The sequence below is a fragment of the Gilliamella sp. Nev5-1 genome, from assembly GCF_001690895.1.
Classification (GTDB): Bacteria; Pseudomonadota; Gammaproteobacteria; order Enterobacterales; family Orbaceae; genus Gilliamella; species Gilliamella apicola_C.
Map to the genome: position 1 here is coordinate 1 of NZ_LZHO01000081.1, position 15,488 is coordinate 15,488.

The 15,488-nt window shown below is 36.5% G+C and carries 10 protein-coding genes and 2 pseudogenes; 1 reads left to right on the top strand and 11 read right to left on the bottom strand.

The window, feature by feature from the left end; translation table 11 throughout:
• A pseudogene (locus A9G41_RS14790) lies at positions 1-1,070 on the bottom strand (IS1182 family transposase); the annotation flags it as partial.
• 414 nt (positions 1,071-1,484) lie between these two features.
• Positions 1,485-2,963, bottom strand: a complete 1,479-nt coding sequence (locus tag A9G41_RS11035; RefSeq protein ID WP_143425464.1) for a hypothetical protein — start codon at positions 2,961-2,963, stop codon at positions 1,485-1,487.
• Between the two features lie 734 nt (positions 2,964-3,697).
• On the opposite strand from A9G41_RS11035, the pseudogene A9G41_RS13665 reads away from it, so the two are divergent.
• Positions 3,698-3,994: pseudogene (locus A9G41_RS13665) on the top strand (DNA gyrase subunit B); the annotation flags it as partial.
• A 334-nt stretch (positions 3,995-4,328) separates the two neighbouring features.
• Here the strand turns inward: A9G41_RS13665 and A9G41_RS11045 are convergent.
• From A9G41_RS11045 to A9G41_RS11085, 9 genes are all read right to left on the bottom strand, one after another.
• Positions 4,329-5,816 (bottom strand): hypothetical protein, encoded by a 1,488-nt coding sequence (locus A9G41_RS11045; protein ID WP_065583323.1) that lies wholly within the window; start codon positions 5,814-5,816, stop codon positions 4,329-4,331.
• A gap of 428 nt (positions 5,817-6,244) precedes the next feature.
• Positions 6,245-7,696 (bottom strand): VWA domain-containing protein, encoded by a 1,452-nt coding sequence (locus A9G41_RS11050; protein WP_065583322.1) that lies wholly within the window; start codon positions 7,694-7,696, stop codon positions 6,245-6,247.
• A 118-nt stretch (positions 7,697-7,814) separates the two neighbouring features.
• Positions 7,815-9,200, bottom strand: coding sequence for a VWA domain-containing protein (locus tag A9G41_RS11055; RefSeq protein WP_065583321.1), 1,386 nt, complete (start codon positions 9,198-9,200; stop codon positions 7,815-7,817).
• A 119-nt stretch (positions 9,201-9,319) separates the two neighbouring features.
• On the bottom strand, positions 9,320-10,705 hold the full coding sequence (locus tag A9G41_RS11060; protein ID WP_176700848.1) for a VWA domain-containing protein: 1,386 nt from the start codon (positions 10,703-10,705) through the stop codon (positions 9,320-9,322).
• Between the two features lie 79 nt (positions 10,706-10,784).
• The gene (locus A9G41_RS11065) at positions 10,785-11,267 is read right to left on the bottom strand and encodes a hypothetical protein (protein WP_065583319.1); all 483 of its coding nucleotides are present in this window, start codon (positions 11,265-11,267) and stop codon (positions 10,785-10,787) included.
• A 2-nt stretch (positions 11,268-11,269) separates the two neighbouring features.
• Positions 11,270-11,959: a hypothetical protein gene (locus tag A9G41_RS11070; protein WP_065583318.1), complete on the bottom strand. Its 690-nt coding sequence runs from the start codon at positions 11,957-11,959 to the stop codon at positions 11,270-11,272.
• On the bottom strand, positions 11,959-13,584 hold the full coding sequence (locus A9G41_RS11075) for an SUMF1/EgtB/PvdO family nonheme iron enzyme (protein ID WP_218057726.1): 1,626 nt from the start codon (positions 13,582-13,584) through the stop codon (positions 11,959-11,961). Before A9G41_RS11075 ends, A9G41_RS11070 begins: the two co-directional genes overlap by 1 nt.
• Positions 13,541-14,764, bottom strand: coding sequence for an ABC transporter permease (locus A9G41_RS11080; RefSeq protein WP_065588244.1), 1,224 nt, complete (start codon positions 14,762-14,764; stop codon positions 13,541-13,543). Before A9G41_RS11080 ends, A9G41_RS11075 begins: the two co-directional genes overlap by 44 nt.
• A gap of 3 nt (positions 14,765-14,767) precedes the next feature.
• Complete coding sequence (locus A9G41_RS11085) at positions 14,768-15,484, bottom strand: ABC transporter ATP-binding protein (RefSeq protein ID WP_075539677.1); 717 nt, start codon at positions 15,482-15,484, stop codon at positions 14,768-14,770.
• Between the last annotated feature and the right edge of the window lie 4 nt (positions 15,485-15,488).

Below are 15,488 nucleotides of genomic sequence, written 5' to 3' on the forward strand. Positions count from 1 at the left end.
CAATAACGGACAGATTTTGCAGGTTGTTGCATCAGAATGATAATGACGATAACCTTCCCTGCTGGTAGTTTTATATATTAATGTTTGCCCGTTTGGGCAAGTATAAGTATCGTTTTGACTGTTATAAATAAACTGCTTTTTTCTGATGGGATTCGCACCATGGGTGGGGCGGCGATAACCCAACACCGGATATATCTGCTCTGCCAGCAGTAAATGGCAAATGGGAGCCGTAAAATAACCCGCATCAAGACCGACACCAACCGGATTAAAGCCAAACCGCTCTAGCTGGCGTTTTAATCGAGCCATGTAAGGCTGGGAATCATGGATATTTCCGGCTGTGACATAGGTATCGGTAATTAAATTATGTTTGCCATCAACCGTTCGGTGATCTAAGTAGAAGAACCCTTTAGGCTTGCCTTCCCGATGCATAAAGCCACTGTCCGGATCTGTTGTACTGACTTTAACCTCCTTGTATTTCTCTACCGTCGATGGCTTTAAGGCTTTTTTCCGTTTAATTCTCTTTCTGCGTTGATGGCTTGATTAAGCGCATCAATATATTGACTGGGCTCAACAATACGCTGCTCATTACCTGCTTTGCCTTTATTGGCATTTGCTTTTAGGTGAGTACTGTCCGTATATAAAACCCGACCACTTATCAACCCTTTGGCAATGGCCTGCTCAACAATATTATCAAAAATCTGTTGATAGATTTCACTGTCATTAAACCGACGGCGACGATTTTGGCTGAGTGTTGAGGCGTCAATCACTTTTTCGGTTAATCCCATTCCCAGAAACCAGCGGTAAGCTAAATTGACCTGAATTTCCTGAACCAGACGACGTTCACTGGGGATACCGAAAAGATACCCCAATAGCATGATTTTAAACAGTCTGACCGGATCTTCTGCCGGACGACCGTTATTAGGGCAATAAAGTGGTGCTACCGCTTCTCGAATAAATTCAAAATCAATGACTTTAGCTATTTTACGAACAAGATGATTTTGGGGGACAAGCGCATCTAGCGAGATTTGCTCTATTTTTTCTGGTGTCGCTGGAGTTGGTTTTTTTAGCATAGAAGAACTTCTCTTATAATGGACTCCTCTCTATTAGATCAAAGAACTCGCCAAAAAGCGAGTTCTTTGTCATCAATCTGACCAGACGCATGTCTGGTTTTTTTATTCAATAAAGTTATAACTACCTATAAAAATGTAACTATGGCCTAAATTATGCTTTTTCAGAAAAATTAAAATTCTTGTCAAAAAGTTTCAGGTAACTATGCGTTTGAGTATAAAAAATGGATTGTTAAGTTCTCTTTGATTGGATATTTTTTATATTAGACAAGCATTTGTGCTGTTTTAGATACAAAAACGCATGGCTTGCCAACTTTGTTGGCGTGTAGCCACTTAAATTAAAACAGATTTCTTTGTTTTTTTTTAAACTTAATTGACTCTTAATTCGTACAAGAATTAAAAACTCAGAACTAAAAGCTAAGGATAAACGCACACCCCGTAATAGTTACCGATAGGGTCAGCACGGTAAACCCGACCATTGTACGAGTATACATGAAATAAACGCTCCCCTGTTACATCACTTGTCCAATAGCTAAGGTTACTAAAGCCTGAACCACTATAATTAGCTAGGCGAGCCCACTCACTAAACAAACCGCCACCAATTCGGCGATGGTAATTATTGCCCCTTGATGAAGGTGTGGCACCAACTGCATTTTGACAACTACTACTACCATCACAGGTTGCATTGGTGACGTCTTTGACTTGTATAATCCGATAGCCTATGCTTGAACACCAAGCTTCTTGGTTGGCAGCTTCAGCTGTTCTAAGCCCACGGTTAACAAACCACTTCTTCAATTCAAATCCATATTTTACCACCTCTTTACCACTACTATCGTATCCCTTTAGCTCGAATATTTGCGGTAAGTTTGGTATTCCAGCCTGAAGCGGCCCTGGTAAGTCAGCGTTCTGTTCATTTTTGGTTGACGCAGGTCCTGTTAAAGTAACGCGCACAGTTGTCCCATTCGCATCGGGTGTCATGGTAGCAGTTATACCACCTTGAGTGATTGATGACCAAGTTAGAGAACCCCTTCCTCCTATGTCTAAATCAAAGTATAAACCATTCGCACCAGTAGTAGGAAAGTTACTAGCGTATGATGATGGGGTAGTTGCTTGGGGAATAAACCCTTTTCTTGTATCCCACATTTCAGCAGGACCGGCATATCGACCTATACTTTCTTGCAATTCTGGTTTGGCATAGCAAACTTTAGCTGACGATTCTGGGGTGAAATAGTAAGTTACAGCATCCACACCAAAAATAGTTTGATTTGGCACACCATACCGCGTCTTTAAACTGCCATTGGTATTGCTTAATTCCATTTTATAAGGTGCATTGCAAATATCTAAAATATCAACACGACTAACTGTTCGATTATTTTTATCCTTGATCCGAACCCTTAACCTGCCTGTTGCCGTTATACCTCTTCTCCCCTGCCCATCACCATCATTATCACCCCAATAGTTATACGGGGCTCTAACGAGTGTGTTTAAACTTATTGAGTTCCTGGTTGTTGGTAAAAACATGAGAACATTAGCAAACGTATCGCTGGCACTAGGTAACACTATTGGTTTTGATAGTGAAGATGTATTGCTCATTGGTGAGATTACTGTAGCATCCGATAACTTGATACTTAACAAACCATCCGTCTGAGTAGCTTTGGTTATACCGCCATCAAATGTTAAATAAGGAGCGGTACCTTCAATGATATTTGAAGTACTGGCTGATAACATTTTTGCATTTGCTACACACGTTAACAACAATGGTACTAATGTAAAAGAAACTTTAAATAGCCATAAAGTTAAACTAGATAAACGCGATAAACGTGGCTGTGATAGCTCCGCTAATTGTAATTGCTGCTTCAGGCTAACATTTAGCGGTTTACGAAAACTAATTAGCAAGAATAAGTGGCAATCTTGTGTATGTGTATTTAATAAGTTTAGGGTAAAAAGGATACCGAAGCTAAATGTCTTATTTAAGTAGTATTTAGAAATGCTTAAAACATAATGCGGCCAGATCTGTAGGCTATAGTTATACTGCATAACATCCTGTATATCAATTGTTTTGTGTTTATTTGATTTTTATAATTATTAGCTAATAAATTAAGCCAAATTAATCTGTTAATATAAAAAGTATAACGCTTTAAAAAAATTTAACCACCCTTTTATAGAAAGATTAATAAATAATGTCAAAAAGTTTAGGATAGATGTTTGAGTATAATAATGAATTTTTTGGGAACTGGCTTTTATTCTGGGGAAAGCGCTTTTGCTGTCTATTTGCAAAAGAACAAACTTGTATGATCTGCTGGTTCAAGGCCCGGCCTAATGCGCGGTGGGCTTGTTTCTTGGATGGATTGTCCTTTATTTGCACCATAAGCTTCGCACACTACCTCAGGATTAAGAACTAAGCATCAAATACTAAGGAGTGGTGCAAAGTCCATAGTAATTAGTGTTATTCGGCAAAGCATTGTGGTTGCCCAAATAACCACCCCATGAAAACAGAGAACTGGTAGTCACCACCAGCAGCGTCACTTGGCCAGTAGTAGTGGTTCTCAAAGCCCGCGCTGGTGTAACCCCCCGTATCGCCTCACTTCGCGCAGAAACCAGCCCCTATTTGACGCTAGTAGTGATCACCAATTGAGGGCGATGAACGTAAACAGCCGGTTGAATCTTTTGAAGAAGCCATTGATTGGTTAATTAAAGAGTCTCGTCGTGGCTTAACTATTCAGCGTTATAAAGGGCTTGGAGAAATGAACCCAGAACAATTATGGGAAACCACCATGGATCCAACCAGGCACCGTATGTTACAAGTCACCATCAAAGACGCGATTGAAGCAGATCAATTGTTTACAACCCTTATGGGTGATGAAGTTGAACCTCGACGATTATTCATTGAAGAAAATGCTCTTAAAGCAGCCAATTTAGATTTTTAAAGGTTACGCTATTTTAATATACAACATAAAAGACTAGGCAGGTGCCTAGTCTTTTATTGATTAAAACAAGAAAAATAACAAATTGAATTAAAAATTTATAAAAAAAGAATCTTGTTAAAAATTTTTAAGTAGGTATGCGTTTCAGTATAGAATTCTTTTTGATCCTTTTATCTTTATTTCGAAACAACGCTTATTGTTGTTGATTAACATTAATAATAAGCACGTTATTCTTTAATATTATCATTCGTGCGTGCGTCTCCATTTTAAGTTAAGGCAACTTCTTTAATGCTTAGCCTTAATTAGCTGATAATCCTGCTTGTCAAGCTAATTATCATCACGGATAGATACACAACCCATTGTTGTGGTTGTAAGGATAATCTCCATCAGCAGAACCAGCAGTTGAATCGATACGAAATCTCCATCCTCCATAGGGATCACTCGTCCAGAACCAAGCATTTGCAATACCAGCACCTTTATAATGGATTATATCCCCCCACTCAGAGAAAAATCCAGCACCGATTTGACGCTGATAATGATGGCCACTTGATGCTGGCGTGGCACCAACTAAACTTCGGCAGAACATAGTTTCGTTTGCCCCTGAGCAGACCGCATTAGTAAAATCTTTTGCTTGTGGAAGACGATAACCTAAGCTAGTACACCAATTTTCAGTTTCGATGTTGGTTGCTGACCTTTCACCACGGCTGACAAACCACTTCTGTAACACAAATCCATATTTTATCACTGCTGCACCGCTACTATCATAACCAACTAACTCAAACGTTTTTGGTAAGGCTGGTGTGTAAATTCGAGCTGGGTTTGCCTCCTTTATTTGATCATTAGTTGCCACAGGACCTGTTAGCAGAACTCGCACACGGGTGCCATTCGCATTGGGTGTCATAATAGCCGTTATTCCCTCATGGGTAATGGAAGGCCAAGTCAATTGGGTACCTTCCGATATATCTAAATCAAAATATAAGCCATTTGCGCCCGTGGTTGGGAAGTTAAGGTTATATGATGTCGGTATTATAGATTGAGGAAGAAAGCCCCTGTTTGGCTGCCAAATATTAGCTGGACCAGCAAATTTCCACCCATTAAAGCCTGGTTCATTATTTCCGCCAAGCCTCAAATTAGGCTTAGCATAAAGAACGGCTGGTGATGATTTTGGAATGATGTAGTAAGTCACTGTGCCAGCGTTAAAAGTACTACGATTAGGTACACCATACTGGGTACTTAAACTACTATTTGTATTACTTAACACTACTTTATAAGGCGCTCTAGCAATATCTAAAGTATCAGCGCGACCAACTACCCGATTATTTTTATCTGTAATATTAACGGTTAAGCTACCCATAGCCGTTACGCCATTAACCTCCTGCCCATCACCATCATCATCACCCCAATAATAATAAGGCGCATCAATAAGTGCTTTTAACTCTATCGTATCAGTTGTTGATGGTACTAACATGCCAACATCGGCTAAAGTCTCTCCAACACGAGGAAGTACGATTGGGTTTGTTGCTGAAGTATTAGTAATTGGAGTAATGGTAGTGCCATCTGATAAGGTAATAGCTAATAAATCTTCTGTATTTATCACTTTTGTTTTACCGTTATTAAACGTTAAATAAGGCGCACTACCTTGAATCGTGTTTGTTGTGGTAGCTGATAATGCCTGAGAATCGAACGAAAACGGCAATAGCAATAACGGCAATAATGTTATAGGGAATTTTACTAATATTAATGAAGTGAACGAGAAAACCTGTCTACAATAGTGATTTAATAGATTTAAAACATAAAGCTGCTGCATTCTATCGCGGTAATGCACAAAATACTCCTTTCTTCAATTAATTATCTGTTTTATTTAACTCTGTTATAGCTTTTGGCTAGTAAAATAAGTTAGATTAATTTTTAATCACCTGAATTATAACGTTTGAAAAAAAAATTGACTACTTTTCAGATTGAAATATTTGTAAGGATTTTTTAAGAATGGTTCCGCATAAAACATTAAATGACTAATGAACAAATAGTATTAGCCAATATTTATGCTTTTTAAATAGTTTGGAACAAACACGAGGTGCACCGAATGAATAGCTGACAAAACTAAATATTAAACGCTAAATCAAGTTGTGAAAATTTTTACTTGGATCTTGTGATAATGCTTAATAATTTATAAATAAAAAATAGATGATAGCATAATTATCAATAACCTATATCAATGAATTAGCTAATAAATCCACTATTTTTTGTGTTTTTTTATTGACATACTGGTCTATTAATTTTCAAATTTGAAACCGCTTTATTCATCTGTTTGATCATATCTTTTGGACTTTGAGCAATGTAAACTTTGCCACCAGTGGCATTAGCAATACAGTCTATTTTGTGTTCACCAGCAATATCAACGATATTAATTTTTAACCTAGGCTTTTGCGTAGCAATATAATTCGCTAAGGTGCAAATGTTATTTTTTGTACAATTATCTTCGCCGTCACTGATAATAAGTATATAGTCATCACGTTTTACACCATCTAGCATTTTGCTGGCTTTTTCTAGCCCGTTATATAAAGGTGTCCCTCCCCCTCCTGCTGCAGTTGGTGTTAATTTTTTAATTTTACGCTTTAGTGTTCCTCGGTTAGCATAATTATAAAATGGCGAAACATATGCTGCTGGGCAATTTGTTAGTGTCACAAGCGAGATATCAATGTTCGGTTGTATCTTATCAATGCTTGATGTAGCCACACTCTTACTACTTGATAAACGAGTTGGTAAGCGCGTCATTCGCTTTTCGTATTGGATTCTTTCCTGCTCGGACATATTCCTATAACCATAAGTCAAATATTGAAAATATTGCTCCACTTCTGATGGCGATTCATTCAATGTCACCGTCATGGATAATGAATTATCAAACACAATTGCCATTTTAGATGGATTAGGATCTTTATTCATCTCTTCTTTGGTTATACAGTTAGGTGGATTTTTTACCTTTGGTGCTGGCTCAGGTACAGGCACTGTCTCTGGTTTAGGCTCAAATGTTACAATTGGCGCAGGTTCTGATGTCGGCAAAAGATCTTGTGGTTCAACAACTGGCTCTGTTTTAGGTTCTACTTGTTTTGTTTCAACAGATGATGAAATAACTGGCGCTGGCTGCTGAGGGGCAACTGCCTTTTCTTTATCAAAGGGGTAAAATAAATACCAAAGGAAACTAGACAAACCAAGCAGAAATAAAGCTAAAAGTAAAAAATGCCACCAACGCCAAAACGGTTTGGGCACAATAACAGGAGCCGGTGCGGGCATAACAGGCTCTTCAAAGGCATTAATAATAACAGGATCTTCATTTATAACATAAATCTGATTACCTAAACTCTTAATTCTTGGAAGCCAAAACGAAATTAAACGCTGATCTTCATCACTTAAGATCATCAATTTAACAGCTCTTTCAATATCATTAATACGTGTTTGTAATGTCTTAGTTATTTGATTTTTATGCGACTCATCAGCAATACTATCAAGTAAAACAGGTTGACCTTCAAGATTAGTATACCAGCCAACATATTTATTGTTATCAATTAACTTTGGTGTTGCTAAAATTGAAAACGTACGATCAGTTAAATGTGACTTTAGTAATGGTAGTAAGGATTTATATTGTTTTAGTAGAGAAATCTTCTCTGAATTATTATGCTCAAAGACTGTTCGAGTTATTCGTTGCATTACTAATTTAATCCCTTACATTTTACCTTTACACTAAAGCTACATTAATTTTAAAACATACTCAAAGCAGAAATACAATTAATGCTATATGCATTTATATAGCATTATTTAAAAATAATTATTCGCATAGCGGTTTGCTAATATTCATACTTGAAACAGCATTGTTCATTTGTTCAACTATTTGTTTTGGGCTTTGAGCCACATAAACTTTACCACCAGTTTTCTCTGCCACACAATCAATTTTATGCTGTCCAGCAATATCCACAATATTTATTTTTAAACGTGGCTGTTGAGTAGCGATTTTGCTCGCCAACGAACAAATATTAGCTTTGGTACAGTTGTCTTGACCATCACTAATAACTAATATGTAATCATCACGGTTTACGCCATCAAGCATTTTGCTTGCTTGTTTTATCCCACTATATAACGGTGTTGCGCTGTTATCATCTAGTGGTTTTAACCGGTTGATTTTATTTTTTAACTTACTTCTATTATCATAACCATAAAATGGTGTAGTTTGTGCTACAGGGCAAGCTGAGAGTGTAACTAATGCTATATTAACGTTTGCTTGTATTTTATCAATGCTTGCTAATGCAACTTCTTTGCTACTTGATAACCGATTAGGCAGGCGTGTCATGCGTTTTTCATAGGCATCAGCGTCTTCTAGCGACATTGAATAGAAATCAGTGTTCAAATATTTATTAATAGAATCTTGAGATTCCATCAACGTCAATGACATTGATGCTGAATTGTCAAATATCATAACCATTTTAGGCTTGTCAGTATTATTGGCAATCTCTTCACGAGTAACACAATTTTTAGGTGCTGGCTCTGGTATCGCTTCAGGTTCCGATTTTACAACGGGTTGTTCCTCTTTAGGTGGCTCAACAACCGGATCTGGTTTCTTTTCATCAACAGGCTGAGTAATGGCGGGCTCAACATCAGCAATCGCAGGCTTTTCTTTTGCATATGGACAAAATAAATACCAAAGAATGCCCAGTAAAGCAAAGAGTAATAAGGCTAAAAGTAAAAAATGCCACCAACGCCAAAATGGTTTTGGTGGAATAACAGGAGGTGGCGCGGGAGGCAAAATCGGATCTTCAAGGCTATTAATGATAACGGGCTCATTATTAATAACATAAATAGGGTTGCCTAAGCTTTTAATTCTAGGTAACCATGATGAAATAAATTCCTGCTGCTCAGCAGTTATGGGCATTGACTTAACCGCTGCTTCGATATCGTTAATACGATCTTGCAATGTTTTTTCTATCTTACTTTTCTGTGATTGATTACAAATCTCACTCAATAAGACAGCTTGCCCTTCTAAAAGAGTATACCAACCAATATATTGATTATCGTTAATCAATCTCGGTATAGCTAAAATTGAAAAAGTACGATCAGTTAAATGTGGCTCTAGCAGCGCTAACAAAGAGTTATATTGATCTAATAAAGACATCTTTTCGGAATCATGGTGTTCAAAAGCTATCCGAGTTATTCGCTGCATTATTAATTTAATCCCTTATAGTTTAATTTTATACTAAAACTGTACTCATTTTGAAACAGGCCCATAAACAGAAATACAAATGGTGCTATATACATTTATATAGCATCATTTAAAAATAATTATTCGCATAGCGGTTTGCTAATATTCATACTTGAAACGGCGCTATTCATTTGTGCAACTATCTGTGCTGGGCTTTGAGCTACATAGACTTTACCGCCAGTTTTATTAGCTACACAATCAATTTTATGCTTCCCAGCAATATCCACAATATTTATCTTTAAACGCGGTTGTTGAGTGGCTATTTTGCTCGCTAACGAACAAATATTAGCTTTGGTACAATTGTCTTGGCCATCACTAATCACTAATATGTAATCATCACGGTTTACACCATCAAGCATTTTGCTGGCTTGCTTTATGCCACTATATAATGGCGTTGCGCTGTTATTATCTAGTGGTTTTAACCTGTTAATTTTATTTTTTAACTTACTTCTATTGTCATAACTATAAAACGGTGTAGTTTGTGCTACAGGACAAGATGAGAGTGTGACTAATGCAATATCAACGTTTGCTTGTATTTTATCAATGCTTGCTAATGCTACTTTTTTACTACTTGATAACCGATTAGGCAGGCGTGTCATGCGTTTTATATAAGCCTCGGCTTCTTCTGGCGACATTAAATCATCTGTATTCAAGAATTTATTAATAGCTGCTTGAGACTCCATCAATGTAAACATCATTGATGCTGAATTATCAAATATCATAACCATTTTAGGTGCGTCACTGTTACTGACAATCTCTTCACGGGCGATACAGCTCTTAGGTGCAACGACCGTTGGCTTTGAAGTTGGTTCTGAAGTTGGCTCTGATGTTGATTTTACAACTGGTTCAACTTCTTCTTTGCGGGGTTCCACAACAGGTTCTGGTTTCTTTTCTTCTACTGGTTGAGTAATGGCTGGTTCAGCAACTTGAGCCGCAGGCTTTTGTTTTTCATATGGGCAAAATAGATACCAAAGGAGGCCAAACAAACCAAGCAATAATAAAGCTAAAAGTAAAAAATGCCACCAGCGCCAAAATGGTTTTGGTGGAATAACAGGAGGTGGCGCGGGAGGCAAAATCGGATCTTCAAAGTTATTAATGATAACGGGTTCGTCATTAATAACATAAATAGGGTTACCTAAGCTTTTAATTCTAGGTAACCATGATGAAATAAATCCTTGCTGCTCAGCAGTTATTGGCATTGACTTAACCACTGCTTCGATATCGTTAATACGATCTTGCAATGTTTTTTCTATCTTACTTTTCTGTGATTGATTACAAATCTCACTCAATAAGACAGCTTGCCCTTCTAAAAGGGTATACCAACCAATATATTGATTATCGTTAATCAATCTCGGTATAGCTAAAATTGAAAAAGTACGCTCGGTTAAATGTGGCTCTAGCAGCGCTAGCAAAGAATTATATTGATCTAATAAAGACATCTTTTCGGAATTATTATGATCACACATAAACCTTGCTATTCGCTGCATTGCGTAACTGTTTCCTTTTATTTCTTCTACTGTTATAAAAAAGCGATTAAACAAAAATTTATATATTTAATGCCTTTTGCAACTGTTGAAGTTTTTTGTTTAACGTTTCTAACTCAACTTGCTTTTCAATTTGTGAATTATTTGAATTGTTAGCTTTTTTTAGTTGCTGTTCAATGTCTTTAACTTGAGCTTGTAGATCATCACGACCTTTAGCCTTTTGTTTAACTTCGTTTGTTAATTTAGTTAAATCATTTTTCAATTTTTGTTGTTGCGCTTGTTTTTGTTTAACACTTAATGAGGTATCGTTTTTCTGTTTTTCAATTGTCGCATAGATTTCTTTAAATTGCTGATTCGCTCTTACTTCATTTTCCAGAATTTGCTTTTTCTGATCGATCCGAGCTTGGTAATTTCCTGAATAATTACAGCTAATTTTATCCATAATACCAATGTTAGTATTAGTCGGATCGCACTGTTCGGGAGTTGTTGAACAACCAGCTAAAAAAATAAGCGGGCTGAGTAATAGAAGATGTGTTTTTTTCATAATTAGCTAACCTTAACTGCTGAACGTTGTTGTGTAACAAGATTAATTTGATTTTCAAGCACTGTAATTTGTTTATGTAATTGACTTATTTGTTTATCGAGTTTTGATACATTAACGCCTGATTGTTGTTCTTGAGAAGAGATTAAAACCCAATCATTTTCAACTTTTCTCATGCGTTTTAATTTATCATTTAAATAGGCAATATTAGCATCAATTTGCGTTAAATCATTTTTAGCTTGTCTTTTATTTAACGTATCTTTTTTGATTTGATTATTTAACACTTTAAGAGTCGCTAAATTTTTATTCAACACAGCTTTAGCTGTTTCGGTTACTGCTTGAACTTCGTAAGTATTTTGTTGAATGTCTTGGATGTAAACATCAAGGCGCATTTCGGCATTAGCATATTCAGCTCGTTTACTGTCAAGATAATAGTTAGCGCCCATCATCACACCACAACCAACCGCAGCTGATGCAATACAAACGCCAGCTTTTCCACCTGCTAACATACAACCAATACCGCCTAAACCCGCGCCAACAGCACAAGACTGCCATGCTGATTTACTAAAAAACTTAGCTGTGTTACTTTTTGTTAAAGCAGGGTCGGCATTTCTAGAGCTGACTCCTCCTCCGCCTTGGCAGCCAGTTAAAATAAGCGATACACACAAAAACAGCGTTACTATAATTTTATTCATCATCTTTTTCCTTTTATTTCATTGCATGTTTGTAGCCAAGCTGATCTCGCAATTTTCCCCGATTCAATATATTGATTAATATGTTTGAAATAGAGTTTTAAATAGTCACTCATATTAGCTTTGCCACTATTTTCTAAAATAAATTGAGTAGAGTTAACTTGATCATTAATAGTAATTTTCTCGTAATTTGACGCAGTATTAACAATAGTATCGGAATAATATTTCAATATAAAGTCCCGAGCATTTTTAGACTCATCAACAACTTGTTTCAAATTATCTAGCTTCACTTTTGAACACATATTGTCATCATCTAAAGTATCGCTTTCTTTTGGATCACAAACTTCATTAGCCATTGTTCTATATAAATTGTCATTATACTCAAATTTACTGCTTAAATCTGAAACATTCGCACACAAAAATGCACCTAACTGTAATGCTGACTGAATGGATCGATCTCGTTGTTCATCACGAGCTTGGTTAGCACTACGTAACAGTGTATTAAGTTGATTTAATTCTTTTTTTGTTTTCTCGTCTTCCACTTGTTTGGTGATTTTTTCAAGCTCACTAACAACATTAGCATTTTCTGAGCTTTCCGTTTCGCTACCTAATTGGTTCCATTCTTTTTCTAACTCTTTGATTTTATCACTAGAATTAATCACTTCTGTTGTATAAACCAAACGAAACCCAACATCTTTACTCTTATAAGCACCTTTATCATCATAAAAAGGTTTTTCGGTACGAAAAGCACTGGTAGTTGATGATTCAGGTGTCAAATAACTACCACCACGAACCGTCATACCGCCTTGTTGGCCATGATAGCGATCGAGTTTATTCATTCGAAACGAATCAAACATCATTTCGCTTGCGTTACCTAAGATATCAAACAAATCTAACGGATTAGGTTCAAGCCGTCCAATAAGTTGTAATTTTCCATTAGCCGACTTGGCACCAGAAAACCACGCATAATTTTCCAAATTCCCCATCATTGGGAACCGTGATTCACGAAATTCTGATTCAGTTACTTTCGAACCACCTCGTGCGGCATATTCCCATTCGGTATTATTCGGTAAACGGACATAACCATTAGGCAAACTAATTGATTTTAGCTTTGACCGGTTTTCAATTAACCAACGATTATATTTATTCGTAAAAGCTATAGCATCAAACCAGCTAATATCAGTGATAGGAAAAGAGAGGTTCACTTTAGGCATTGGGCAGGTGTCATTCATTACAGATTGATATTGCAATACGGTAATTTCATATTTACCTATCAAATAGTACCGCTCTTTACCTGCATCAGAAAAACTTCCTGCTATATAGTTGGGTGTCGCATATTCAGCAAAACCAAGTTCTTTTTGATTACTTCCTAAAATAACTTTGACATCATCTAACGATTTATTGGTAGGAGTAAATACCTTTTTCATCACTAAACTACCGTCACACGGCATGGGTAAAATGACATCATCTTTGGCTGGTTTGGGATTATAAAATTTACTGTCCCAAGGCTCAGCAAAGCTTAATGAGGGAAGTAAGCTTATTGCAGCCAAACCCCAATAAGCCAATCGAATACATTGGGGATAACTATGCTTCACGTAAGCTTTCTGCTGGTTGAATTTTAATAGCACGTCGCCCTCCTATAACCACAACGCCGCTTGATATAAATAAAGTCAGTAAAAAAGCAACGATAAGATGATAAAATTGTAATTGACTCACCACGGATTGTGAAATCAAATTTTTACCTAAAACTAAATTAAAGGCACTATTTCCTAATCCAAAAAGCACACAAGAGATAACAAAAGCTAAACAGCTTAAAATCATTGCTTGATTGATTAAATAAAGCATAATGCTTTTTGAACGAAATCCAAGTAATCGCATAAAGGCAATATCTTTACGTTTACGTTCAATATTCGATAAAAATGCCCCTGTAAATGACAAAATACACCCTAAAACAGCTGTAATTGCAATGACACTAAAAATAAAATTGAGCACTCGATCGATTGCTTGCATGTTTTCAATCGCGTTAGCTTGTGTACGCGTTTCTATATTTTTTTCTCGTAATTTAAAGGCTAATGGGGCGACATTATCTAGTGAATTGGCATAAATACGGGCTCGCGCAAACGAAGTATGTTTTGGTGGATTTGATTGCCCAGTAGACGTTAAAAAAATATCACTTTGGTAGCCATCATAAAAATCTTCCATGGCAATAAGTAAATCTAAAGAAACAAAAGCAGCTGCTCGACTATAACGACTCTCGGGAATAATACCTACCACATCTAATATGGTTATGCCTTTTTCCAGTTTTCCATCAAGCTGCCTTGTTATCACCATTTTCACACGACTACCGATAGTTGCTTGCATTTTTTCTGCCGATAATGCACTTAATATAATTTGATTTTTATTATTAAGCAAAGGCGTAGCTTCTGTTATTGGATCACCTGTAGCCGTAGGAATAATTTCGGCATTATTCACAAAATGACTCGCATCTTTCATTAAATCAGCTTGTGTATTTAATGAGCGTGTTAGAGGAATAACAAAAGCCGTTTCAGGCTGTTTTTTTATCCACTCAAACATTTCACTCGTGAATTGTAAATTACCAACGATTTTGACTTCTAAATTTTGTGGATCATTAAGTAATTGTTCTCTAAGTTGAGAAACCACACCATATTTTAAGCTAAATAACAATAATAATGGCGTAATCACTGAGATCACCGAGGCGATAATACAAAACGAAACTTTTTTGTCATACCATAAGTCAGCTAAAGATAAGCGAGTAACAAGTAACCATTTTAATATTGCTTTAGTCATTTTTTACACCTTATCTTGTAATGGTAAAAATACTGAGGATTGAGGGGAAGTTAAGTTAGCTGATAAAGTAAATAACCCTTTGCTTGCAATGCGTTGCCAATCGTGCGTTACAATCATCACAGCAATATTGTCTTGCTGAGCTTGCTCAATAATTAAATCAAAAAGTAAACTTGCATTATAGGGATCCAATGCCGAGGTTGGCTCATCGGCAAGTAATAACGCCGGTTTATGAATAATGGAACGAATAAAAGAAGCACGTTGCCTTTCACCAATAGATAACTGTTTAGGATATTTATTTAGCAAATGGTCAATTTTAAGTTTTTGCACTAAATAATCAAACCGGCTGTTATCCACTTTTTTTTGTAATAACTTCAATGATAATAAAATGTTATCACGAACAGTCAAAAAAGGCAGTAATCCACCTGTTTGTAACATAAAACCCAAATACTGAGCTCGAATATCAGCCAGCTTATCAAGCTGGTTTTGCTCGATTAGCGTTGCAATGTCGATTGCATAATTATCAACAATCAATTTATAGTGGCCAATTTCATCTGGTTTTAAAATCATTCCTACCATTTCAAGTAATGTGCTTTTGCCTGCACCACTATCGCCCTGAATAACAACAACTTCACCAGCTTTGACGGTTAGCTCAGGCAGGCAAACACTAAAAAAGGATTTACCTGTTGAGCGTAAAATAGATAACTGCTTAATAGTTAACATATGT

Coding starts and splice junctions, on each gene's coding strand:
- A9G41_RS11070 (WP_065583318.1), bottom strand. CDS start 11,959: ATGAATAAAATTATAGTAACGCTGTTTTTGTGTGTATCGCTTATTTTA.
- A9G41_RS11055 (WP_065583321.1), bottom strand. CDS start 9,200: ATGCAGCGAATAACTCGGATAGCTTTTGAACACCATGATTCCGAAAAG.
- A9G41_RS11080 (WP_065588244.1), bottom strand. CDS start 14,764: ATGACTAAAGCAATATTAAAATGGTTACTTGTTACTCGCTTATCTTTA.
- A9G41_RS11065 (WP_065583319.1), bottom strand. CDS start 11,267: ATGAAAAAAACACATCTTCTATTACTCAGCCCGCTTATTTTTTTAGCT.
- A9G41_RS11085 (WP_075539677.1), bottom strand. CDS start 15,484: ATGTTAACTATTAAGCAGTTATCTATTTTACGCTCAACAGGTAAATCC.
- A9G41_RS11050 (WP_065583322.1), bottom strand. CDS start 7,696: ATGCAACGAATAACTCGAACAGTCTTTGAGCATAATAATTCAGAGAAG.
- A9G41_RS11060 (WP_176700848.1), bottom strand. CDS start 10,705: ATGTGTGATCATAATAATTCCGAAAAGATGTCTTTATTAGATCAATAT.